This is a genomic window from Bradyrhizobium sp. CCBAU 53338 (assembly GCF_015291665.1).
GTDB lineage: Bacteria > Pseudomonadota > Alphaproteobacteria > Rhizobiales > Xanthobacteraceae > Bradyrhizobium.
The window spans coordinates 3,428,968-3,453,124 of sequence record NZ_CP030048.1 but is presented as its reverse complement, the minus strand read 5'-3'; the positions used below and the strand labels follow the sequence as shown (position 1 = coordinate 3,453,124).

General features: G+C 65.2%; 19 protein-coding genes and 1 pseudogene. 11 read left to right on the top strand and 9 right to left on the bottom strand.

Annotation, left to right across the window (positions count from 1 at the left end):
* The first annotated feature begins 48 nt into the window (after positions 1 to 48).
* Positions 49 to 903, top strand: coding sequence for a LysR family transcriptional regulator (locus tag XH90_RS16075; protein ID WP_194482357.1), 855 nt, complete (start codon positions 49 to 51; stop codon positions 901 to 903).
* 148 nt (positions 904 to 1,051) lie between these two features.
* The gene (locus tag XH90_RS16070) at positions 1,052 to 2,572 is read left to right on the top strand and encodes a PAS domain-containing sensor histidine kinase (RefSeq protein ID WP_194482356.1); all 1,521 of its coding nucleotides are present in this window, start codon (positions 1,052 to 1,054) and stop codon (positions 2,570 to 2,572) included.
* A 76-nt stretch (positions 2,573 to 2,648) separates the two neighbouring features.
* On the opposite strand, the gene XH90_RS16065 is transcribed toward XH90_RS16070, so the two are convergent.
* The 4 genes from XH90_RS16065 to XH90_RS16050 form a co-directional block, all read right to left on the bottom strand.
* On the bottom strand, positions 2,649 to 2,948 hold the full coding sequence (locus XH90_RS16065) for an acylphosphatase (RefSeq protein ID WP_194482355.1): 300 nt from the start codon (positions 2,946 to 2,948) through the stop codon (positions 2,649 to 2,651).
* The gene (locus XH90_RS16060; protein WP_194482354.1) at positions 2,945 to 3,811 is read right to left on the bottom strand and encodes an oxaloacetate decarboxylase; all 867 of its coding nucleotides are present in this window, start codon (positions 3,809 to 3,811) and stop codon (positions 2,945 to 2,947) included. Before XH90_RS16060 ends, XH90_RS16065 begins: the two co-directional genes overlap by 4 nt.
* A 145-nt stretch (positions 3,812 to 3,956) precedes the next feature.
* Entirely contained in the window at positions 3,957 to 5,972 is a 2,016-nt protein-coding gene (locus XH90_RS16055; RefSeq protein ID WP_194482353.1) for an acetyl/propionyl/methylcrotonyl-CoA carboxylase subunit alpha, read from the bottom strand.
* 176 nt (positions 5,973 to 6,148) lie between these two features.
* Entirely contained in the window at positions 6,149 to 7,255 is a 1,107-nt protein-coding gene (locus XH90_RS16050) for a putative zinc-binding metallopeptidase (RefSeq protein WP_194482352.1), read from the bottom strand.
* 214 nt (positions 7,256 to 7,469) lie between these two features.
* Between XH90_RS16050 and XH90_RS16045 the strand changes: the two genes are divergently transcribed.
* The 4 genes from XH90_RS16045 to XH90_RS16030 all read left to right on the top strand — a co-directional run bounded on the left by XH90_RS16045 (position 7,470) and on the right by XH90_RS16030 (position 13,018).
* Positions 7,470 to 9,947: a PAS domain S-box protein gene (locus tag XH90_RS16045; protein ID WP_194482351.1), complete on the top strand. Its 2,478-nt coding sequence runs from the start codon at positions 7,470 to 7,472 to the stop codon at positions 9,945 to 9,947.
* Between the two features lie 12 nt (positions 9,948 to 9,959).
* Positions 9,960 to 10,400 carry an EamA family transporter gene (locus XH90_RS16040; RefSeq protein WP_194482350.1) on the top strand — a complete coding sequence of 147 codons (441 nt, stop codon included), beginning with the start codon at positions 9,960 to 9,962 and terminating at the stop codon, positions 10,398 to 10,400.
* 67 nt (positions 10,401 to 10,467) lie between these two features.
* Complete coding sequence (locus XH90_RS16035) at positions 10,468 to 11,745, top strand: MFS transporter (protein ID WP_194482349.1); 1,278 nt, start codon at positions 10,468 to 10,470, stop codon at positions 11,743 to 11,745.
* 22 nt (positions 11,746 to 11,767) lie between these two features.
* Positions 11,768 to 13,018 carry an arsenic transporter gene (locus tag XH90_RS16030; RefSeq protein WP_194482348.1) on the top strand — a complete coding sequence of 417 codons (1,251 nt, stop codon included), beginning with the start codon at positions 11,768 to 11,770 and terminating at the stop codon, positions 13,016 to 13,018.
* A 162-nt stretch (positions 13,019 to 13,180) separates the two neighbouring features.
* On the opposite strand, the gene XH90_RS16025 is transcribed toward XH90_RS16030, so the two are convergent.
* The 4 genes from XH90_RS16025 to XH90_RS16010 form a co-directional block, all read right to left on the bottom strand.
* Positions 13,181 to 14,992: a TRAP transporter large permease subunit gene (locus XH90_RS16025; protein ID WP_194482708.1), complete on the bottom strand. Its 1,812-nt coding sequence runs from the start codon at positions 14,990 to 14,992 to the stop codon at positions 13,181 to 13,183.
* 73 nt (positions 14,993 to 15,065) lie between these two features.
* The gene (locus XH90_RS16020) at positions 15,066 to 16,076 is read right to left on the bottom strand and encodes a TRAP transporter substrate-binding protein (RefSeq protein ID WP_194482347.1); all 1,011 of its coding nucleotides are present in this window, start codon (positions 16,074 to 16,076) and stop codon (positions 15,066 to 15,068) included.
* A gap of 37 nt (positions 16,077 to 16,113) precedes the next feature.
* Entirely contained in the window at positions 16,114 to 17,478 is a 1,365-nt protein-coding gene (locus tag XH90_RS16015) for an MFS transporter (RefSeq protein ID WP_194482346.1), read from the bottom strand.
* A 40-nt stretch (positions 17,479 to 17,518) separates the two neighbouring features.
* Complete coding sequence (locus XH90_RS16010) at positions 17,519 to 18,286, bottom strand: GntR family transcriptional regulator (protein ID WP_194482345.1); 768 nt, start codon at positions 18,284 to 18,286, stop codon at positions 17,519 to 17,521.
* Positions 18,287 to 18,463: 177 nt separating this feature from the next.
* Between XH90_RS16010 and XH90_RS16005 the strand changes: the two genes are divergently transcribed.
* From XH90_RS16005 to XH90_RS15995, 3 genes are read left to right on the top strand one after another with little or no spacing between them, the layout of a single operon-like run.
* Complete coding sequence (locus XH90_RS16005) at positions 18,464 to 19,663, top strand: mandelate racemase/muconate lactonizing enzyme family protein (protein ID WP_194482344.1); 1,200 nt, start codon at positions 18,464 to 18,466, stop codon at positions 19,661 to 19,663.
* Positions 19,664 to 19,675: 12 nt separating this feature from the next.
* Positions 19,676 to 20,443, top strand: coding sequence for an SDR family oxidoreductase (locus XH90_RS16000; protein ID WP_194482343.1), 768 nt, complete (start codon positions 19,676 to 19,678; stop codon positions 20,441 to 20,443).
* Between the two features lie 24 nt (positions 20,444 to 20,467).
* Positions 20,468 to 21,499, top strand: coding sequence for an L-idonate 5-dehydrogenase (locus tag XH90_RS15995; RefSeq protein WP_194482342.1), 1,032 nt, complete (start codon positions 20,468 to 20,470; stop codon positions 21,497 to 21,499).
* On the opposite strand, the pseudogene XH90_RS15990 reads toward XH90_RS15995, so the two are convergent.
* Positions 21,499 to 21,933 (bottom strand): annotated as a pseudogene (locus tag XH90_RS15990) (DUF2380 domain-containing protein); the annotation flags it as partial. The gene XH90_RS15995 and the pseudogene XH90_RS15990 sit on opposite strands and share 1 nt — an antisense overlap.
* A 186-nt stretch (positions 21,934 to 22,119) precedes the next feature.
* Between XH90_RS15990 and XH90_RS15985 the strand changes: the two are divergent.
* Both XH90_RS15985 and XH90_RS15980 read left to right on the top strand, forming a co-directional pair.
* A complete protein-coding gene (locus XH90_RS15985) occupies positions 22,120 to 23,505 on the top strand; it encodes a HAMP domain-containing sensor histidine kinase (protein WP_194482341.1) in 1,386 nt (461 codons plus the stop codon).
* Complete coding sequence (locus XH90_RS15980) at positions 23,502 to 24,155, top strand: response regulator transcription factor (RefSeq protein ID WP_194482340.1); 654 nt, start codon at positions 23,502 to 23,504, stop codon at positions 24,153 to 24,155. Before XH90_RS15985 ends, XH90_RS15980 begins: the two co-directional genes overlap by 4 nt.
* The last annotated feature ends 2 nt before the right edge of the window (positions 24,156 to 24,157 follow it).

Below are 24,157 nucleotides of genomic sequence, written 5' to 3'. Positions count from 1 at the left end.
TTCATTTTGATATCTTATATCTGATGATACCAATGATAACTATTCATAATGACAGATACCCTCGACATCGCCACCATCAAAGCCTTCCTGCTGGTCGCCGACCTCCACAGTTTTACCCGCGCCGCAGAAGTGCTCGGCACGACGCAGGCGGCGGTCAGCCTCAAGCTTCAGCGGCTGGAAACCCTGCTGGGCAAACGCCTCGTCGAACGCTCGCCGCGCGCGGTTCGGCTCACCGCCGAGGGCGCGAGCTTCCTCGATCGCGCCCGAGCGCTGATGGCAGCACACGACCGTGCGCTGTCGGGTGAGGCACCCGCTACGCAATCACTCTCGCTCGGCATCTCCGACCATGCGGCGGGCCCTGAATTGGTGCCGCTGCTCGAACGGCTGCATGCGATGTCGTCCAACCTGACTCTCGCCGTCACCATCGGCTTCTCGCGCGAGATGCAGGATGCCTATGACGCGGGAGGGTTGGACGCGGTGATCGTTCGCCAGGAAGGTAGCCGCCGCGACGGCGAAAAGCTGACCGAGGACGAATTCGGCTGGTTCGCCTCCCAACGCTTCACGCTGCCGAAGGGCGAAGCACTGCCGCTTGCGACGCTCGCCCCACCCTGCGGGGTGCGCGCGATCGCCGTGCGCGCGCTCGACAAGGCCGGCATCGCCTGGCGCGAGCGCTTTGTCGGTGGCGGCGTTACTGCCGTCGTTGCGGCCGCGCTGGCTGGCCTTGCTGTGGCGCCGCTGGCACGGCGGATCGCGCCTCCGGGGCTGATCGATATCGGTTCCACGCACAAGCTGCCGAAGCTCGGCAGATCGAAGGTGATGCTGCATTCGAAGGTCAGCGATCCCGCCAAGCTGGCGGCACTGCGCGCGGTAGCCGCGACGTTCCGGGGCGTGGCCGCCATCTGACATCTCACAGGATCGCCTCGAAGGCGTCGACCGCCGTCACGCCGCCTCGCCTCCTGCATACCGTTTGCTTGATTTGCCTAAAAACGTTCCAGAAACCTGGAACCAAACGCCCTCTGGAACGTTTGCCCCCGTCGAGGTGGGGTCCGGAATGGTGAAAAAGTCCAGTCAACAGAGAGACTTGTTCGAAAGCGAACGGAGTTTCCGGCTGTTGGTTGAGGGAGTCGCGGACTACGCCCTCTATATGCTCGATCCCAACGGGATCATCACGAGCTGGAACATCGGCGGCGAGCGGATCAAGGGCTATTCGCCAGACGAGATTCTCGGCCAGCATTTCTCGCGCTTCTATACCGAGACCGACCGGGCCAACGGCAAGCCTGCCCGTGCGCTCGGCATCGCGCGCGACCAGGGACGCTACGAGGAGGAAGGTTGGCGCGTCCGCAAGGACGGCACCTTCTTCTGGGCGAGTGTCATCATCGACCCGATCTACGAGGACGGGGCGCTGGTCGGGTTTGCCAAGATCACCCGCGACATCACCGAGCGCCGGAACACCCAGATCAAGCTCGAGGCGATGCAGACGCAGCTTGCGGAGTCGCAGAAGTTCGACGCCCTCGGCCAGCTCACCGGCGGCGTCGCGCACGACTTCAACAATCTGCTGATGATCATCAGCGGCAGCCTTCACATTCTGAAGAAGGGTGACCCTGACGATTCGAAATTCCAGCGTGCGATCCTGGCGATCGAGACCGCCGCCAAGCGCGGCGCCGCGCTGACGGGGCAACTCTTGAGCTTTGCGCGGCGGCAGAGCGTCAATCCGCAGGCGATCCGTTTCGGCGATCGCATCGAGGCGATCCGCGAGGTGCTCCATGCCGGCGTCGGCAGCGCGGTTCGCCTCGCCTTCGACATCGGGCGCGACGTCTGGCCGGTCAAGGCCGACATTTCGGAATTCGAGACTGGACTGCTCAATCTCGTCATCAACGCGCGCGATGCCATGCCCGACGGCGGCACGGTCACCATCGGCGCGCATAACATCGTGCTGGACGATCCGCTCCATCGCGGCGAATACGTCGCGATCACCGTCGCCGATACCGGGCTCGGCATCCCCTCCGACGTGGTCGACAAGATTTTCGAGCCGTTCTTCACGACCAAGCCGGTCGGAAAAGGCACTGGCCTCGGCCTGTCACAGGTGCACGGCTTTGCGCATCAGGCCGGCGGCACGGTCAAGGTCTCGAGTGAACTCGGCAAGGGCACGACCTTCACCATCCTGCTGCCGCGCGCGACCGCAGCCGCACTGAGCGAACCACCTGAGACGCTGCCAGTGCGCGGCAGCGGCACGGTGTTGCTGGTCGAGGACAATCCCGACGTCGCCATCGTCAGCATCGGCCTGCTGGAACAGCTCGGCTATCACGTGCGCCGGGTTGCGGATGCGGAATCCGCGCTACGCGAGCTCGAGAACAACGGCGTCGACTTTGTCTTCTCCGACATCGTCATGCCCGGCAAGATGGACGGGCTCGGCCTCGCCCATCATCTGCGCCAGACCCATCCCGAACTGCCGATCCTGCTCGCAAGCGGCTACAGCGAAGCCGCCGCCGGCGTCCGCGGCGACTTCCCGATCCTGCGCAAGCCGTATGAGATCCACGAGCTGAGCGAAGCGATTTCGAAGCTGCCGAGGTGATACTACCGCCTCCACGGCCTCATCGCCGGGCTTGTCCGGACAAGCCCGGCCATGAGGACCTTCTTTGAGGCTGCACTCACACCGTCGGCAACACCGAAAACGCCTCCCCTGTCCTGCGCAGGCTCAGTTCATCCACGCTCGCCGTTTCGCTCGTGACGTTGTCCACGCGGGACGACGGCGGGCCGTGGCGACAGAGCGCGACCATGTCGGCGACATGCTTCGGCGATCCGGCGAACAGCGCCTCGACGCTGCCGTCGCTGCGGTTGCGGACCCAGCCTTCGAGGCCGCTCGCGGTCGCCTGGTACTCGACCCAGGCCCGATAGCCGACGCCCTGGACGCGGCCGCGGATCATGACCTGCAGGATTGCCCGGCTCATTTTTTCAGTCCGAGAAGGTCAGCGCTGCGCGCCCTGACCTCGGCGTCGCGCATGACACGACTGGTCAGCTCGGCTGACGGCAATCCCTCGAGAGCCTTCGGCAACGTGCCCTCGCGCAACGCCCTCTGGACCTCGTAGACGGCCTGCATGGCCGCCGCGATCGGTGCGTGGCCCTGAAGCGCAATGCGAACGCGCCGGCTCGCGAGATAGTCGATCGCACTCAGCTCATCCGGCGCGCCGCCGAGCACGATGGGAAGACGCGTCGCGGCCACGATGGCCTCGAGCTCCGCGCGCGACTTGATGCCGGTGAAGAACAGCGCATCGACGCCGGCGGCTTCATAGGCCTTGGCACGGCGGATCGCATCCTCGATCGAGGTCATCGAGGCAGCACCGGTGCGGCCCATGACGACGAGCGAGGGATCACCGCGCGCGTCCAGAGCGGCCTTCATCTTGCCGACGCCCTCCTCCAGCGAGATCAGCTGGGCCTTGGCTTCGCCAAAGGCCGCCGGCAGCAGCGTGTCCTCGATGGTGAGGCCGGCGGCGCCCGACGTCTCCAGCTCCTGCACCGTGCGGCGCACGTTGAGCGCATTGCCATAACCGTGATCGGCATCGACCAGCACCGGAAGCACCGCCGCACGCGACATCCGCCGCATCTGCTCGGCAAGCTCGGTGAGCGTGATCAGCGTGACGTCGGGGTCGCCGAGCACCGCGAGCGAGGCGACCGAGCCGCCGAACATGCCGAGGGGAAAGCCGAGGTCCTCCGCGATGCGGATCGAGATCGCGTCATAGACCGAGCCGGGATGGACGCAAGTCCCGCCCGACAGGATGAGGCGCAGTTTTTCGCGGCGGGAACGAAAGGCCATGGTGCCCTCTCTCAATTCCTCATCCCGAGGAGCGCCCTCTCGCGCGCGTCTCGAAGGATTACGGCTTGGTGGCCTCGCCCTTCGAGACGCGTGCCAAGGGGCGCGCTCCCCAGGGTGAGGGTCTCCTATTGTCCTCCGGAGCGCCTTACGCAAACTCCAAAATCAGCGCGTCCACCGCGAGCGTGGCGCCCGCGGTGGCGTGGATCTTCTTCACGGTGCCGTCCTGCTCGGCGCGCAGCACGTTCTGCATCTTCATGGCTTCGACCACCGCAAGCGTCTCGCCGGCCTTGACCTCCTGCCCCTCGATCACCGCAATCGAGACGATGAGGCCGGGCATCGGGCAAAGCAGCTTCTTGCCGGTGTCGGAAGCCGTCGTCACCGGCATCAGGCGTGCCGAGGCCGCTTCCGCTTCGGTCCAGACATAGACCGGTACCTCGACGCCCTGATGCGCCAGACGAATGCCGTTGGCGATCGGGCGCGTCTGCACCGCAATGAAGTGACCGTCGATGGTGCCCTGCCAGACCGGATCGCCCGGCTTCCAGGGCGACTGCAGCAGATGCGCATTGCCTGCCTTGCCGTCGGCATCGACGAAACGGATCGCGATGGCGTCTCCTTCGCGCGCGACCTCGAGCTGGACTTCCTGCCGATCGAGCCAGACCGCGCGACGGCGTTCGCGCTGCACGACACGCCCGCCCATCTGGCCGGAGATCTGCCGCTTGCGCTCCCCCAACACGTGATCGATGGCGGCGCCGACCGCGGCGATGCGACGCGCGACTTCGCCTTCGGGCACGCGCACCGCAAAGCCCTTGGGGAATTCCTCGGCGATGAAGCCGGTCGAGAGCCGGCCCTCGCGCCAGCGCGGATGGTGCATCAGCGCCGACAGGAACGGGATGTTGTGCCTGATGCCGTCGACGTAGAACGAGTCGAGCGCAGTCGCCTGCGCTTCGATCGCAGCCGCGCGCGACGGGGCGTGCGTGACCAGCTTGGCGATCATCGGATCGTAATGGATCGAGATCTCGCCGCCTTCCTGCACGCCGGTGTCGTTGCGCACGGTGATGCCGTCCTGGCTCGCTTCCGCCGGCGGGCGGTACTTCACCAGCCGCCCGATCGAGGGCAGGAAGTTGCGGAACGGGTCTTCGGCATAGAGACGCGACTCCACGGCCCAGCCGGTCAGCGCGACGTCCTTCTGCGCCAGCGCGAGCTTCTCGCCGGCGGCAACGCGGATCATCTGCTCGACGAGGTCGATGCCGGTGACCAGCTCGGTGACGGGATGCTCGACTTGGAGGCGCGTGTTCATTTCCAGGAAGTAGAAGCTCTTGTCCTGTCCGGCGACGAATTCGACGGTGCCGGCGGAATCGTAGTTCACGGCCTTGGCCAGTGCGACAGCCTGCTCGCCCATCTTGCGGCGGGTGGCTTCGTCGAGCAGCGGTGACGGCGCTTCCTCGATGACCTTCTGGTTGCGGCGCTGGATCGAGCATTCACGCTCGCCGAGATAGATCACGTTGCCGTGCTTGTCGCCCAGCACCTGGATCTCGATGTGGCGGGGATCGACGATGAACTTTTCGATGAAGACGCGGTCGTCGCCAAATGACGCCTTCGCTTCCGCCTTCGCAAGCCCAAATCCCTCCGCGACCTCCTGGGTCGAGTAGGCGATGCGCATGCCCTTGCCACCGCCGCCGGCAGAGGCCTTGATCATCACGGGGTAGCCGATCGCGTCGGCGATCCTGACCGCATGCCTGGCGTCTTCAATCACGCCGAGAAAGCCCGGCACGGTCGAGACGTCGGCGTTCGCGGCCGCCTTCTTGGACTCGATCTTGTCGCCCATCGCGGCGATCGCGCCGGGGTTCGGGCCGATGAAAACGATGCCTGCGGCTTCCAGCGCCCGCGGGAACGCCTCGCGCTCGGAGAGGAAGCCGTAGCCGGGGTGCACGGCCTCGGCGCCCGTCTTGCGGCAGGCCTCCACGATCTTCTCGATGACCAGATAGCTCTCGGCCGCAGCCGGCGGGCCGATCAGGACGGCTTCGTCGGCCATCTCGACATGGAGGGCGTCGCGGTCGGCCTCGGAATAGACGGCGACCGTCTGAATCCCCATCTTGCGGGCCGTCTTGATGACCCGGCAGGCGATTTCGCCGCGATTGGCGATCAGGATGCGTTTGAACATGATTGTCTTGAGCTTCGTCCCTTGGGCGGGACCCTACCCCACGCCGTTGGCGGGCCGGTGGGACGGGGCCGTATCCTGTCGTGGTACAGCAAAATCGGCCGGAGGCAACGGTCTAAATCCGCCCCGCTCTGGCGTACCAGCGCAAGACCGGCAGGCTCGCTGAGCCACCGGCCGGCCTATGCTTTTCCGTCCCTGGCGCTATCCTTGGTCCCGTCCTTGATCCGGTCCTTGGCCACGTCCCGGACCAGGCTGTGAATGAAGCCCAGTTTGGCTACCACAGCCGGTGACAGGATGAACGGATAGAGATCACGCAGGCCCATGGCGCGGTTGACACTGTTCATCGCGAAGGTGAAGGGCAGCCATGCGTCGACGATCGCGTGGACGTCCCGCGCCTCGTAGGGGTTGAAACGGATCCGCGTCGACAACTCCCCGTCGCGGTCGACCTTCGGGCGCACCTCCATGCCGAACTCCGAGGCCATTTCCAGTGTGTCGACGATGTGGAGGTAGTGCGCCCAGGTCTCCGCGAAATCTTCCCAGGGGTGCATGGTGGCATAGGCCGAGACGTAGTTCTGCTGCCAGTCCGGCGGCGCGCCTTCGGCATAGTGGCGTTGCAGCGCCTCGCCGTAGTCAACGGAATCATCGCCGAACACCGCGCGGCATTCGTCCAGCCTGCCGCCCTCACGCACCAGCACGTCCCAGAAATAGTGGCCGACCTCGTGGCGAAAATGGCCGAGCGGCGTCCGGTAAGGCTCGCCCATCTCCAGTCTGCGCCGCTCGCGCTCGATGGTGTCAGTCTCGGTCAGTGCGATCGTGATCAAGCCGTTGTCATGGCCGGTCATGACTTTCTGCCCGCTGTTGGGATCGTCGGCGAGGAAGTTGAAGATCAACCCGTGCTCGGGATTCTCCTGCCGGGTCTGGAGCGGCAGCTTCCAGCGGATCAGGGAATAGAACAGCCGGTGCTTCGCCACCTCCAGCTCGCGCCAACCGCCCAGTTGCAGGGGGTCAGAGAGGTCAGGCACGATGCCGTTGTGGCGGCAGGCGCGGCAATAGCCGGTGGTATCGGTAGCATCGGTCAGCCAGTTGCAGGCGTCGTACTCGGCATTGCGGCAGAGCATGCGGCGTTCGCCCTTGTCCGCGAGCGTCCTCCAGCCCGCTCCATCAGGCTCGATCGCCGACATCGTCTCCTTCTCCGGCAGGAAGGCGACGCGGTGGCCGCAGCGTTCGCAGGCGCGGTTCTCGAAATAGAGAACGTTGCCGCAGTCCTGGCAGACAAAGAGCTTCAAGGTTTAGCCTCTTCGGAAAGGGTGTCTTGCTGGTATCAAATATGGCGCCCCGCAGATACGCGCGCCGACTGCTCATCGTTCCAACTTCAGGAACAAATAGCCAGCTCCCGCGTTCGCTCATGTCAGCCACGCCCGGTGCGGCTGGTGTTTCCTGATCAATTCCCTTTTGAGCAATGGCTATCACGCTGTGTCTGTGTGAGTATCTGACCGGCACGTGCGCTCCAGCATCACAACGGCCGACGCCTTGAACGATCCTTTGCCCGAGACCCTTGCCGCCGAAAGGCTGCGCCAGCACCTCGAAGAGATCGCGCGCGAGCGCGACAACGCCTATCATGCGCTCCAGGAGCGGGAGGCTGAGCTGGCGCGCATCCAGCGCATCGGCAAGGTCGGTGGACTTGAGGTCGATTTCCGCGAAGGCTTCAAGAACCGCCGCTCGCCGGAATATCTGATGATCCATGGGCTGCCGCCCGAGGCCGCCGACGAGACGCATGAGGACTGGGTCAGCCGCATCCACCGCGACGACCGCGACGCCACCGTCAAGCATTTCTTCGATGCGCTGGCCGGCACCAGCGAGGACTACACCGCCGAATACCGCATCATCCGCCCGAGTGACGGCCAGACCCGCTGGATCCGCGTCGTGGCCAAGATCGAGCGCGACGCCGACGGCCGCGCCATCCGCCTGGTCGGCGCGCATATCGATGTCACCGACCAGGCGCTCGCGCGCGAGACGCTGCGCGAGAGCGAGGAACGCTTTCGCCTGATCGCCGACAGCGCGCCGGTGCCGATCTGGGTGACGAAGCTCGACCGCACACGCTCCTTCGCCAACCAGGCCTATGTCGACTTCGTCGGCCTGCCCTACGAGCAGGCCATCGCCTTCGACTGGCGCAAGGTCCTGCACCCGGACGACCTGCCGCGCGTCCTGCAGCAATCGGTTCAGGGCGAAGCCTCGCTCAAACCCTTCGTGCTGGAGGCGCGCTACAAGGACGCCTCGGGCGAATGGCGCTGGCTGCGCTCGGAATCGCAGCCGCGCTGGGATCCGACCGGCAAGCACATCGGCTTCATCGGTGTCGCCCACGACGTCACCGTTGCCAAGCAGGCCGAGATCGAGCTGCGGAAGCTCAACGAAACGCTGGAAGAGCGCATCGTCGAGCGCACCGCCGAGCTGGAGTCCAACGAATCCCGGCTACGCGCGATCCTGGCGACCAGCAACCAGTATCAGGGCCTGGTCAATCTCAAGGGCGAACTGCTTTACGCCAACCGTACCGCCCTGGACGGCATCGAGGCGGACTCGGCGGACGTGATCGGGAAGCCGTTCTGGGAAACGCCCTGGTTCACCGCCACCCACGGTATGAGCGCCGCCGTGCGCGAGGCCTTCGACACCGTGCTGAGGGGCGAAGCGGTGCGGATGGAGATGCGGCTGCGGCTGCCCATTGGCGAGCGCGATTTCGATTTCGGCATGCGCCCGGTGCTCGACCGCCACGGCAACATTACAGGCGCGGTGCCCGAGGCCGTCGACATCACCGAGCGCCGCCGCGGCGAGGAAGCGTTGCGGCAGTCGCAGAAGATGGAGGCGATCGGCCAGCTCACCGGCGGTGTCGCGCACGACTTCAACAACCTCCTCACCATCATCCGCTCGGCGACCGACTTCCTGCGCCGGCGCGAGCTGCCGGAGGAGCGCCGCCGCCGCTATGTCGACGCCATCTCCGACACCGTCGAGCGCGCCTCAAAACTGACCGCGCAGCTGCTGGCCTTCGCGCGACGGCAACCGCTGAAGCCGCAGATCTTCAATGTCGGCAGCCAGGTCGAGGGCGTGGCGCAGCTGGTGCGGCCGCTGGTCGGCGGCCGTATCGAGATCGTCGTCGAGATCGACGACCCCGACTGCTTCACCATCGCCGACATCGCGCAATTCGAGACCGCGCTGATCAACCTCGCCATCAACGCCCGCGACGCCATGGACGGCGAAGGCCGCCTTACTATTTCGGTGCGCAAGGTTCAGGGCATCCCGAACCTGCGTGCGCAATCGGCGCGCGGCGGCGACTACGTCGCGATCTCGGTCGCCGACACCGGCGGCGGCATCGCGCCCGAGAACATCGACGCGATCTTCGAGCCGTTCTTCACCACCAAGGAGGTCGGCAAGGGCACCGGCCTTGGCCTCAGCCAGGCCTTCGGCTTCGCCAAACAGTCCGAGGGCGACATCGCGGTGACGAGTACGCCTGGCAAGGGCGCAAAGTTCACGATCTATCTGCCGCAGGCACAAAGCCCGGCCGCCGAGAAGGAAGCGGCGTCGCTGACCAGCGAAGGCGCGACCACCGGGCGCGGCTATCGCGTGCTCGTGGTCGAGGACAATGACGATGTCGGCCAGTTCTCGACCGAGCTGTTGGAGGATCTCGGCTACGTCACCCGCCGTGTCGCCAACGCCAACGCCGCGCTCGCCATCCTCGGCGAGAACGAGTTCGCGGTCGATCTGGTATTCTCCGACGTCATCATGCCCGGCATGAACGGCGTCGAGCTCGCCGGCATCATCCGCGAGCGCTATCCGGGCCTCCCCGTCGTCCTCACCTCGGGCTACAGCAACGTGCTCGCCGAAAACGCCCATCGCGGATTTGAATTGATCCAGAAGCCGTATTCGGTGGAATCGCTCTCGCGCATTTTGCGCAAGGCGATTACGGAGAAGCTGTCGGTGGCAAGGTAAGAGATATCTCACATGAAACCCGCCCTCTTCTCCGCCTGGCAGACCTGGGCGTTGCTCTCCGCCTGCTTTGCCGCGCTGACCGCGATCTTCGCAAAAGTCGGTGTCGAGAACATCAATCCCGACCTCGCCACCTTCATCCGCACCATCGTGGTGCTGCTCGCCTTCTCGGTGCTGCTGTTCTTTACCGGCCAGTTCGCGGTGCCGTCGGCGGTCTCGTCGAGGACCTGGTCGTTCCTGGTGCTGTCAGGACTCGCCACTGGCGCTTCGTGGCTTTGCTACTTCCGCGCCCTGAAGCTCGGACCCGCCACGCTGGTGGCGCCGATCGACAAGCTCAGCGTCGTGCTTGTAGCGCTTTTCGCCTTCGCCTTTCTCGGCGAGCGGCCGACGGCGCAAGGCTGGGTCGGCATCGCCATGATCGGTGCGGGCGCCGTTCTCCTGGCCGTGAAGCTCTAAGCCGGGAACAAAGCTGATGTGAGATCGGTTTCTGCCGGGGCGCTTCCCTGCCTCGATCGAGAGACCAATGTCGAGCGAAAACCCCGATCAGGCAAGGCAGGCCGGCCACGCGCTGGATGCCGCCAACTTCTTCCTCGCCGACGTCCGCGACGGGCTCGGCCCCTATCTCGCCGTCTATCTCCTCACGGAGCAGCACTGGCACGAGGCGCGCATCGGTCTCGTGATGTCGATCGCAACCATCGCCGGCATCGTCGCGCAGACGCCGGCCGGCGCGCTGGTCGATGCGACGCGTGCGAAGCGGACGGTGATGGCGGTCGCCGCCATCATGGTGACGGTGGCGTCGCTGTCGCTGCCGTTGTTTCCGACGTTCCTGCCGGTCGCGATCTCGCAAGGCGTCGCACAGGCGGCCGCCGTCATCTTCCCGCCGGCGATCGCGGCCGTCTCGCTCGGCATTTTCGGTCATGCCGCCTTCACCCGAAGGATCGGCCGCAACGAGACTTTCAATCACGCCGGCAACGCCGTCGCGGCCGGGCTCGCGGGCGTGTCCGCCTACTGGTTCGGCCCGACCGTGGTGTTCTATCTGCTTGGCGCGATGGCGATCGCGAGCCTCATCAGCATCCTTGCGATTCCGGAACGAGCCATCGACCACGACCTCGCCCGCGGCTTGGACGAGGCCGATACGCATAGCGAACAGCCGTCAGGGCTTAGCGTTCTCCTGACCTGCCGCCCCCTGCTCGTCTTTGCGATCTGCACGGCGCTGTTCCACCTCTCCAATGCAGCAATGCTGCCGCTGGTCGGGCAGAAGCTGGCCCTCCAGGACAAGAACATGGGCACCAGCCTGATGTCGGCCTGCATCGTGGCAGCCCAAATCGTGATGCTCCCGTTCGCAATGCTGGTCGGCGCGCGAGCCGACCGCTGGGGCCACAAACGCTTCTTCCTCGCGGCACTGTTGATCCTGACCGTTCGGGGCGCGCTCTACACGCTCTCGGACAATCCGTTCTGGCTGGTCGGCGTGCAGCTGCTCGACGGCGTCGGCGCCGGCATCTTTGGCGCAATCTTCCCCGTCATCGTCGCCGATCTCATGCGCAACACCGGACGCTTCAACATCGCGCAAGGCGCCGTCATCACAGCCCAGAGCATCGGCGCCGCGCTGTCGACGACACTGGCCGGCTTCGTCGTGGTCGGCGCCGGCTACAGCGCAGCCTTCATCACGCTTGGCGCGGTTGCGGTGATCGGCGCCGTCATCTGCCTCCTCGCTTTGCCCGAGACGCGCCAAATCGCGGATGGCGGTCCGCGGCCACGGGGGAAGACAGCGGGATCGGCTTCCGCTATCGCTGCCGAATGAACTCGTTCCACAAGGATTGAACGTGCCATCTGACGCCATCTGGGCCTGGAGCATCATCGTCGTCGCGACTGCTTGCGTCATCATCCGCCCTTTTCGCCTGCCCGAGGCGATCTGGGCGGTGCTCGGCGCCGGCGCGCTCGTGCTGCTCGGTCTCCTATCGTGGCAGGATGCGCTTCTCGGCACCGAGAAGGGCATCGACGTCTATCTGTTCCTGATCGGCATGATGCTGATCGCCGAACTGGCCCGGCTCGAAGGCCTGTTCGACTATCTCGCCGCGCTTGCGGTGGAATATGCCGCCGGCTCGCCGCAGCGGCTGTTCCTGCTGATCTACATCGTCGGCACGGTCGTGACCGTGTTGCTGTCAAATGACGCCACCGCGATCGTGCTGACGCCCGCCGTCTATGCCGCCACGCGCGCGGCCGGCGCAAAGCCGCTGCCTTATCTGTTCGTCTGCGCCTTCATCGCCAACGCCGCAAGCTTCGTGCTGCCGATCTCCAACCCCGCCAATCTCGTCGTGTTCGGCGCACGCATGCCGCAGCTCAGCGAATGGCTGCGTCTGTTCGCCCTGCCCTCAGTGGCCTCGATCGTGCTCACCTATATCGTGCTTCGCCTGACCCAGCAGCGCGCTTTGAAGGAAGAAACGATCGCGCGTAGCGTGCCACACCCCAAACTCGGCCGCGGCGGCAAGCTGACGGCCGTCGGTATCGTCGCCATCGGTGTCGTGCTGGTCACGGCCTCCGCGCTCGACAAGCAACTGGGCCTGCCGACCTTCATCTGCGGCGTGGTCACGGCCGCGATCGTGCTGCTGATCAGCCGCCAATCGCCGCTGCCCGTGCTGAAGGGCGTGTCCTGGAGCGTGCTGCCGCTGGTCGGCGGTCTCTTCGTGATGGTGGAGACACTGATCAAGACCGGCGTGATCGGCCAGCTCAGCGCCCTGCTGCATCAGGCTGTCGCGCAATCAGCCCCAAAAGCCGCCTGGAGCGTCGGTATCGCCACCGCCATCGCCGACAACATCGCCAACAATCTGCCGGTCGGCCTCGTCGCCGGCTCCGTGGCCGCGAGCGATCATCTGCCCGCGCCCGTCGTCAGCGCCATCCTGATCGGCGTCGATCTCGGGCCCAACCTGTCGGTGACAGGCTCGCTCGCCACCATCCTCTGGCTGGTCGCGTTGCGGCGGGAGAAAATCGAGGTCGGGGCCTGGCCATTCCTCAAGCTCGGCATGCTGGTGACGCCGCCGGCCCTGATCGTGGCGCTGGCGGCGGCGATCAGGTAGCGTCATCAGTCATTCCCAAAGAATGTCGAAAACAACCCCATGCAAAGTAGCCGACGACCGGCTGCGCCATGCGCTTTTTCCGAATTCACTTGACCCGTCGGGCAAAACAGAGGCATGATGTCACCATCGGCGGCACGACACAGTGGCCCATTGAGGCGACCCTCAGTATCCCAGCGCCCTCGGCAAGGCCGTGCTGATCTCAGGGACAAAGGCGATCAGCAGCAGGCAGAGGAACAGTATCCCGAGATACTTCAGGATCGGCAAAATAGTGTCCTCGAGCCGCACGCCGCCAATGAGACATGCACCGTAAAGGCCGAGACCCAGCGGAGGCGCGAACAGCCCGATCCCCATGCCAACGACAAGGATGACGCCGTAGTGGAGAGGATCGACACCGAGCTGGCGCGCAACGGGCATCAGCAGCGGCCCGAAGATGATCAGTGCGGCGGCTCCTTCCAGCACTGATCCCATCACGATCAGGATCAGGACGGAGAGAAGCAGAAAGACCCACCGGCCGTGCTGGGCGGTCAAGGCGACCAGGACATCCGCGATCGCGTGAGGAATCTGCTGGAGCGTGAGCACGTAAGCGAGGCTTTGAGCGGCCGCCACGATGAACAGCACCATCCCGGATCGCACGCCGGCGTGCCGCATCACCGAACCGACCGACGCCCACGTCATCTCGCGGAACAGGATCCAGCCGACGGCGAGTGCATAGGCAACCGCAAAGGCGGAGATCTCCGTCGCGGTCGCAAAGCCCGAACGATAACCGCCGAAGATCAGCGCGATCAGGCCGAACGCTGCGAGGCCGCTGATGGCCATGCTCGCCGTCGACTCGCCGGAGATCCCAACGACCGCCGCCTGTGCGGTACGGCGCCCCGCAACGATTGCAACAAGGATCAAGGCGGATGCCATCAGCGCTGACGGAAGCAGGCCCGCCATGAAAAGGCCGCCGATCGAAAGGTTCGCCACGAAGCCCAGGATGATCAGGTTCACGCAAGGGGGAATTGTCTCTGCCATGACGGCGGACGCGGCGAGCAACGCAACTGCATCGCCCGGCTTCTGGCCGGACTTGCGGGCGGCCGGCACAAGGACCGAGCCGACGGCCGCGATGTCGGCCATCTTCGAGCCGGAGATGCCGGAGAAGATGACCATCGCGAGAACCATCACAACGTCGAGGCCGCCGCGAATTCGGCCCGCGCCTCGCTGCAACAACGAGATGAGGCGAACGGACATGCCATTCGCTTCCATCAGGTATCCGACCAGGATGAAGAACGGCACCGCGAGCAGCACGAAATTGTCGATGCCGCGCGCCATCTGTTGGGCGAGGAACTGGCCCGGCAACATGTCGCCGCACCAGATGAAGACGAGCGCGGAGAGCGCGAGCACGAAAGCGATCGCCACGCCGGCGATCAGCGAGGCGATGAAGACGAGGCCCATGACCCACGGCAGCGCCGGCGTGGTATCCGGTGCGAGAGACGACCACGCAGCCCAGAGAGCGCCGAGGATCGCATAGCCGGCCAGCGCACTGAGCGTATCCTGCAGCCGGAAGCCGAGGCACGCATCCAGCGCGAAGAGCGTCATGGCTGCGGTCGCGACGCAAAGCGGAACGAAGAACACTTCCTGCGGAAGTCCGGCACCGACGGTCTGCCCGGAGGTCTCAACCAGCAGCTTGCAGGCGTACCAGAACATGGCAGACGTCGTGATCAATACGAGCACGGCGACGGCGGCGTCAACCTGCTCCCGCCGCCTCGGTGTCAAGCGATCAACGAAGAAGGTCACACCGGCATTGTCGCCGCGCGCCATGGCGGCGGCGGCGCCAAGGAAGGTCACGGCAAGAAGCAGCGCACGGGCAACATCGTCACTCCACTCGACCGGCGCGTCGAAAAAGTGCCGGACAAGGACTGAGCCGATCACGACCAGGAGATCGGCCGCGAGCAGGATGGCCGTCACCCATTCCAGAACAGCGAGAAGCCCCATCAGGAAAGTTCGCCAGCCGCTCCCGGCCACCTGCCGTCCGGCGCGCTCGATGATGACCGATGGCGCCACCGTCTCACCCATTCGCGGTCTGCTGAATTGCATCCAGCAACGGCTTCGCGCCGGGCGTCCTCTCTACGAAGCGATCCCACATCGGCCGAACGCGCTCACGGAACGCCGCGCGATCGCATTCAGCTACAGTTACACCGAGCTTCGCCAACTCTGCCATGGCGTCAGCCTCGATCTGGCTGGCCTTGGCGAACTGATCGTCGGTCGCCTCCTTGATGGCCTTGAGCAGCCCGTCACGCTGCGCGGCCGGCAGCTTTGTCATGGTGCGGTCGCTGATGAAGGCGCCGAAGGGGGTATGGATGTGCTTGGTCAGCGTGAAGTTCTTGGCAGTTTCATAGAACTTCGCCGACAGGACCGTCGGGGCGTCGTGCTCCAGGCCGTCGATCACGCCAGCCTGAAGGCCGGTGTAGATTTCGCCAAACGCCATCGGCGTCGCGGCTGCGCCCATGAGCTTGACGGTTTCGGTTACAACCGGGTTCGGAAGACAGCGGATCTTCTTGCCGGCGAGCTCGGCGGGCGTCTTGAACGCGAACTTCGTCATGAAGTTGCGCGCGCCGAGATTGCGCCCCCACGCAGGGAAATGCACTGAGGCTTTCTGCACCAGGAGCTGTCGCACGGCTTCGCCGGCCGGCGAGGCGGCGACCCGCCGCATATGGTCGAAGTCCTGGAAGATGTAACCGAGATCGAAGGCTCCGATCTCGGGCACGATGTTAGTCCAGATCGACGTGCCAACCAGCATCATGTCGACCACACCCGACTTGACCTGGTTGACGACATCGGCCTCCTGGCCGAGCTGATTATCCGGGAAGAACTGCGTGGCTATCTGACCGTCCGTCGCCTCCTTGAGCCGCGGCAAGAACAGATCGTACCAAATCCGGGCCGTTGAAAACTTCGGATCGTTCGGAAACGAGGTCGAGATTTTCAACGTGGTGGCGGCCGCAGCCCGCCTGATCAGGGATGGAGCGACGAGCCCTCCCGCGATCCCCGTCAGCATCGTGCGGCGCGAAAACTTCGTCATGACGCTTCCTCCAGTTCTTGTGGCTTGGCCTTGTCCGTCAGTCGTTCTCGTAGCCGTACACTTCCGGCAGGATGAAGATTGCCGCACACAACCCGATCAGCGGGAAGATCGCGACCATCAGCGTGGCATTGGCCTGCCCGATCGCGGCGAATACCGTCGGGAACAGAAAGATCGCCAGAAACGACGGCAGCTTCACGAACATGTAGGCAAAGCCGCTGGCGGTGCCGCGGTACTTCGGCTTGGCGACCATGGTCGGGATCGTCATGCAGTTCGACGCGTCCCAATAGTGGCCCCACAGCATCGCGGCGGCCGCGAACGGCAGCAGGATCTTGTTGTCGGTATAGAGCGCGAAAGCCGCGACCAGCAGCGAGACCAGCACGATCGAGAAGCCCGCGATCGAGATGCCGCGGTGGCCGATCTTCGGCGTCAGCAGCGGACCGACCCAGCCCGACACGGCGGCGAAGGAGAACAGCGCCATCGTCACCAGATTGATGCCGAGCACGCTCGACACGCCGACCATGACAAAGAGCACCGGCAGATAGAACGCGAAGGTCGAGAACTCGCTGGCTTGCACGAAGCAGGCAATCCAGCCGTAGATCGTCGCACGCCAGCGGATCGGGTCCTGCTTGAGGTCGGCGAGGAAGGCGCGGGTCGAGACCTTCGGCACCACCACGTCCTGGTCGGGCAGCATGGCGAGATCGTCGTTGAACATCTCGCGCGCGACCTGCTTGGCCTCGCGATAGCGCCCCTTCTGCACCAGCCAGACCGCCGTTTCCGGCACGTCGTGACGCATCACCAGGATGATCAGCGCCGGCAGCGCACCGAGGCCGAGCGTCACGCGCCACAGCGTCTCGTGGTTGATGTCGAGCAGGAGGAAGATCACGATGACGCCGATGGTCAGCACTTCGCCGACGGCGAACATGAACTGCCAGCGGTTGCCCATGACCTCGCGCTCACCCTTGGCCATGGATTCCATGATGTAGGTGTAGCCGGTCGAGATGTCGGAGCCGAGCGGAACGCCGAGCAGGAAGCGGATCACGATGAGCCAGGTCACGTTGGGCACGAAGGCCTGCGCCAGCGCCAGCACGATGAACATCACCATCGTGACCAGGAACATCACGCGGCGGCCGATCTTGTCCGACAGCCAGCCGCCGAGCAGCGCGCCGATCAGCGCACCACCTTGCGTGCCGGCCGCGGCAAGGCCGAGCATCAGTGGATCGGGATTGTACTGCTCCTTGATGAAGATCAGGACGAAGGCGATCGAGTAGAGATCCCAGGCCTCGACCAGGATCGAGGCCATCATCAGCCAGCCGACCTTGTTGCCCTTGGGGCTGTAATTGGTGATGAGATAGCGGACCGCGGCTTCGCTCGCGGTCGGTTGTGGCATGGCCATCGTCGACATGTTTGGTCCCTTCTTCAAAACTCTTAGGCGCCTAGTCCTGCTATGTGCCGAGCAGCGGCTCGATGCTGCAATCGAGCAGGCGCGGATCGATCCCCGCCTCCATGCCCGCAAACATCGAATCCATGAAGTCGATCAGGGCATCGCTCGCCTTCACCGCGTCCTCGACGCGGCGGCCGGCAACGGCCGCGAGAATGGCGAGATGGTGATCGATCGTGCCGGACAAATCGGTCTTTCCCGGCATGAAGCGGTGGTGAATGTAGCCGATGCGGCGATAAAGCGTGTGCAGCGGCCGCAGCGTGTGCACCAGGAACGGCTCGCCCGCAGCCTCGAGCACCAGCGCGTCGATGCGGCGGTCGATGTTGTTGAACTCGTCGAGGGTCAAAGTCGCACGGCGCTCGCGCAGCAGACGCTCGATGTGCAGTGCCTGATTGCGGTGGGACAGGCTGGCGCGATCGGCCGCGAGGCGAATGACGAATCGCTCCATGTCGCGGCGCAAGGCGAGCAGCATGCGCTCGCGCGCCAGATCGATCGGTGCGATGTGCAGGCCGTGGCGCGGTCGGATGATGATGAGCGTGTCGGCGGAAAGACGATTGACGGCATGATGCACCGGCGTGCGGCCGAAGCCCGTGATCTGCTGCAACTCGAGCATGGTCATGAACTGACCGGGCTTGAGTTCGCAATGAACGAGCAGCTCCTCGATCTTCTGATAGGCCAGCTCGAAGAAGTTGAGACGGTTGCGCCGCGAGGGCCTGCCCTCGCCGTCGTCCTCTGGTCTCACCACCTCGAGCGCGCGCTTGCGCCGTGCCATGTTTGCCTCCCGTCCGCCCGCGCTGTCGTTCGCAAGGCGGCGCTTGTTTGTGGCACCCTTAAAACATGTTGTGATATATTACAAGCAGGCGTAAGACTCCCCCGACGGCCCGCAACGTGCTGCGGTGCAAAATGAACAAGACCGGCGCGAGGCGCCTGTGACGGGAGGACATCTGCCGTGAAGATCACGTCGATCGAGACGCTGCGCACCGAGGAATTTTCCAACGTCATCTGGGTGCGCGTTCACACGGATAGCGGCGTGATCGGTCTCGGCGAGACCTTCTATGGCGCCGGCGCGGTCGAGGCGCAGATCCACGACACCTTTGCCGGCCGCCTGCTCGGCCGCAATCCCCTGCACATCGAGGCCATCCATCGCGACATGCTGAACCTGCCGATGGCGCAGTCCTCGACCGGCGTCGAATACCGCGCGGCGTCGGCGATCGACATTGCGCTGTGGGACCTGTTCGGCAAGGTCTGCAATCAGCCGGTGCACCAGATGCTCGGCGGCCTCTGCCGCGACAAGCAGCGCATCTACAACACCTGCGCCGGCACGCAATATGTCCGCTCGACCAATATCAGCCCGGTCGCAAACTGGAATCTCGGGGCCAACAAGGGCCCCTATGAGGACCTCGACGGCTTCATGAACCGTGCGGATGCGCTCGCCGAAAGCCTGCTGGAAAGCGGCATCTCGGCGATGAAGATCTGGCCGTTCGATCCGGCGGCGCAGGAGAACAAGGGTCTCTACATCACGGCCGCCCAGATGAAGCAGGCGATCGAGCCGTTCGAGAAGATCAGGAAGGCCGTCGGCGACAAGATGGAGATCATGGTCGAACTCCATTCGCTCTGGAATCTGCCAACCGCCAAGCAGATCGCGCGCGCGCTCGAGCCGTACAAGCCGACCTGGTACGAAGACCCGATCCGCATGAACTCGCCGCAGGCGCTGGCCGAATATGCCCGCTCGACCGACGTCTGGGTCTGCGCCAGCGAAACGCTGGGCTCGCGCTTCCCCTACAAGGACATGCTCGACCGCGACGCCATGCACGTGGTGATGGCCGATCTGTGCTGGACCGGCGGCCTCACCGAGGGCCGCAAGATCGCGGCGATGGCAGAAACCTACCACCGCCCCTTCGCGCCGCATGACTGCATCGGCCCGATCGGCTTCATCGCCGCCATCCACATGTCGTTCAGCCAGCCGAACACCCTGATCCAGGAATCGGTGCGCGCCTTCTACAAGGGCTGGTACAATGAGCTCGTCACCACGATGCCCACCATCAAGGACGGCTACGTCTTCCCGATGGAAGGCCCCGGCCTTGGCGTCGACCTTCTGCCCGCCGTATTCGAGCGCTCTGATCTGATCGTGCGCCGCTCCAACGCTTGAGGATTTCTTGAGATGAGCACTGCCCTCTTCGACCTTTCCGGCCGCACCGCCCTCGTGACCGGCTCCTCGCGTGGGCTCGGCCGCGCCATCGCCGAAGGCATGGCCAAGGCCGGCGCCAGGATCATCGTCAACGGTGTCGATCCCAAGCGCGTCGAGCAGGCCGTCGCCGAGTTTCGCGCCGCCGGCCATCAGGCCGAAGGCGCCGCCTTCAACGTCACCGACGAGCCCGCGATCGTCGCAGCCTTCAACGATTTCGACAAGAAGGGCATCGCCGTCGACATCGTCGTCAACAATGCCGGCATCCAGCACCGCAAGCCGCTGGTGGAATTCACCACCGACGAATGGCGCAAGGTGATCGAGACCAACCTCACCAGCGCCTTCGTGATCGGCCGGGAAGCTGCCAAGCGGATGATCCCGCGCAAGCACGGCAAGATCATCAATATCGGCTCGCTCGGCAGCGAGCTGGCGCGCCCCACCATCGCGCCCTACACCGCCGCCAAGGGCGGCATCAAGAACCTGACCCGCTCGATGGCGGTGGAATGGGCCCAGCACGGCATCCAGGCCAACGCGATCGGTCCCGGCTACATGCTGACCGACATGAACGAGGCACTGGTCAACAACACCGACTTCAACACCTGGCTGATGGGCCGCATCCCCTCCAAGCGCTGGGGCAAGCCTGACGAGCTGGTGGGTGCGGCAATCTTCCTCGCCTCGGATGCCTCCACCTATGTCAACGGCCAGATCATCTATGTCGATGGCGGCATGATCGCCGCGATGTAATCGCGAACACGAGGGAACAAGCCCATGCGCGCCGTCGTCATCCACGCCCCGAAAGACCTCCGGATCGACAACTACCCCGACACGGAGCCCGGCCCGGGCGAGGTCCGCATCAAGATCGCCAATGGCGGCATCTGCGGCTCGGACCTGCACTACTACCATCATGGCGGCTTCGGCGTTGTGCGCATCCAGCAACCGATGGCGCTGGGGCATGAGATCGCCGGCGTGGTCGCAGCGGTGGGTGATGGCGTTACCAGCGTAAAGGCCGGGACCCGCGTCGCGGTCAATCCGAGCAAACCGTGCGGCCAATGCCTGCATTGCCAGGAAGGCATGCGCAACCAATGCCTCGACATGCGCTTCCTCGGCAGCGCGATGCGCTTTCCCCATGTGCAGGGCGGTTTTCGCGAGTTCATGACGGTCGATGCCACGCAGGCGGTGCCGATCTCCGACAAGCTGTCGCTGGCGGAGGCCGCGGTCGCCGAGCCGCTCGCGGTGTGCCTGCACGCCGGCAAGCAGGCGGGGCCCCTGCTCGGCAAGCGCGTGCTGATCACCGGTTGCGGCCCGATCGGCGCTCTCATGATTTTGGTCTCGCGCTTCGGTGGTGCGTCCGAGATCGTTGTCACTGACGTCGCCGACGCCCCGCTCGCTGTCGCCAGGAAGCTCGGCGCCACCCACGCCATCAATGTCGCGACCAATGCCGCCGCGCTCGATCCCTGGCGCGCCGGCAAGGGCGTGTTCGACACGCTGTTCGAAGCCTCCGGCAATCAGGCCGCGCTGCGTACCGCGCTCGACGTGCTCCGCCCCGGCGCGACGATGGTGCAACTCGGCCTCGGCGGCGAGATGACGCTGCCGATCAACTCGATCGTCGCCAAGGAATTGCAGCTCCGCGGCACCTTCCGCTTCGACCCCGAATTCGAGCTGGCGGTGCGGCTGATGGGCGAAGGCCTGATCGACGTGAAGCCGCTGATCACGGCGACGATGCCGTTCGAGAACGCGGTCGCGGCTTTTGAATTGGCTACCGACCGCTCGCAGTCGATGAAGGTGCAGCTGACCTTTTAGGGCTGCGCCAACGCGGCGATGACCTCGCGGGAGACGAAGACCTCCGCGCGCTCCCAGGACTCGTCGTTGTCGCCGCGGAAGGTATAGAGCTTGTCCATCACGACCTTCCTGGCGCCAACGTCGATCACCGCGACCTTGGCCCATTGCACCAGCGTGCTGGTCTTCTGGATGCCGCCGATCACCTTGAACGCCGCCCCCTCTTGCACCGACGGCGCAAGCCGGTAGCGCGGGTCGGCGGCGATGTCTCGCCGGAGCGCGACCATGAACGCCTGCAGCCGCCGCTCATGAGCGGCGCTCTGGTCAACAGGCTCGGCGGAGGTGTCAGTGTAGCTGAAATCGTCGAGCGCAATCGTGGTCTCGGCGGCGACGGCCCGGCCATTCAGCCCGGTCGCAAGAAGAACAAGGAAAGACAGCAACGAGCGGGTACGGCGCATCGCGGGCCTCGCATGACGGAAAGGCCGCAAACTAGGCGGACGCATTACGCATAGCAGCCGTGGCGCTCCCGGCTGATCCCGGGAAAATTTCACGACGTTGCAGCGCGGTAAGAGTGCCGCTTTGCGCACGCAGCGTTCTGCCCTTTAATGCGCAGGCGACATACCGTTCGCCCCAGGTGCCCGCTGATGTGGAACCGCCCGAGATTTGATCTCAAGGTCCGCCTGACCTTGCGCGTGGCCGCCGTCTCGGCTGCCTGCTTCACCGCTATATCAGCCTATTTTCTCATCACGGCCGACCGCGCAGCCCATGCGCGCATCGACGGCATCGCCGCCATCGTTGCGAAGACGCTGGAGCTTCAACAGGGCAAGGTGCTCTGGACCGCGAACCCCCGGTCGGACTTTCCCAACCTCGACCCCGTCTCGGCTTATGTGATGACGCCCGGCCTGTGCCTGGCCTTCCGTGGCGTCAGCGGCGAGATGCTGCAGCGCTTCTGTAGCGGCGCGCCTGTCGCGGATGACCCGCCGCCGCAGATCTTCACGGCGTTCTATCATGGCCTGTTCGACCCCGGCCGTGAGGCGGCGCGGCCGGTGATCCTGCGCGGGACAAAGCTGGGTGAGGCCGTGGTCTCGGTCGATCCGGCTGTGCGGACGGCGGAGGCCTGGCACGAGGCCGGCCGCCTGATGCTGGCGCTGGCTATCGCGCTGCCGCTGCTGTGCGTCCTGGTCTACGCAGCGCTGGCCCGCGCCCTGCGCCCGACCCGGATGATCCGCGCCGGCCTGGAGCGGATTGCCGCCAACGACCTCACCGCGCGGTTGCCGCCATTCGATCTCGCCGAGCTCTCCGCGGTGCGCGACGTCTTCAATCATCTCGCCGAAAGCCTCGACACGGCACTCGCCGAGCGCGCCGAGCTGACCCGAAAACTGATCGCGCTCCAGGACGAGGAGCGCCGCCATCTCGCCCGCGAGCTCCATGACGAATTCGGCCAGTCGCTGGCCGCGATCCGCGCGCTCGCCGCCTCCGCCCGCCAGACCGCCGCGCAGGACTGCCCTTCCCTGCTCGGCGAATGCGACGGGATCGCACGGACCGCGACCGGCATGATGGAGACGCTGCGCGGCGCGCTGTTCCGGCTCCGCCCGCCTGATGTCGAGGAGCTCGGCCTCGTCGCCAGCCTCGAAGGCCTCGTTGCCGGGTGGAACGGCCGCAGCCGCGGTGAGACACGCTTCTCGATCCGTTTCGACGGCTCGTTCGGGACGCTGCCGGCCACGATCAGCGCCAACCTCTACCGCATCGTGCAGGAGGCGCTCACCAACGCGGCCAAGCATGCCGGCGCCACCAAGGTGAACCTCGAACTGTCGATGCGTGCGGCCGAAATCGCACTCGCCGTCGATGACGACGGCCGCTCGACCGATCCCGCCGCAAAAGCCGGCATGGGCCTGCTCGGCATGCGCGAACGCGTCGCAGCCCTGCGCGGCCGTCTGAGTTTTGAGGCCGGCCCCAACGGCGGCTCCGCACTGCGCGTCGTCATTCCCCTTGTCGCCGCGGGTCCGCAGGCGCTGGAGCACGCGGCATGACCGCGACCATCTTACTGGTCGACGACCACTCGGTTGTCCGCGAAGGCTATCGCTCCGTGTTGCAGAAGCAGCCGGGCCTGCGCGTCATCGCCGAAGCCGGCGACGGCGCGGACGCCTATCGCCTCTTCAAGTCCGAGGCACCAGATCTCGTCATCATGGATCTCAGCATGCCCGGCATCGGCGGCGTCGAGGCCGTCAGGCGCATCCGGCAATGGGACAAGGCGGCAAAGATCCTCGTCTTCACCATGCACGACAATGCCGGCTTTGCCGTCCAGGCCATCCGCGCCGGCGCACGAGGTTACGTCACGAAGACCAGTCCTCCGGAGACACTGGTGCGCGCGGTGATGGATGTGCTCGCCGGCAAGATCGCGATAAGCCCTGATATCGACCACGAACTGGCGCTCAGCCGGATCAGCGGCGAGAGCTCCGCCGCCGACGTGCTCACGCCGCGCGAGTTCGAGGTGCTGCGGCTGTTGCTCGCCGAGAACACGACGGAGGAGATCGCCGAGACGCTGCATGTCAGCCCGAAGACGGTCGCGAATTTGCATTCGCTGATCAAGGACAAGCTCGGCGTCGGCTCCGACATCGAGCTGGTCCGGCTGGCGCTGCGACAGGGAATCCTGACGCAGCTCGATCTCGGCGACGCCTGAGC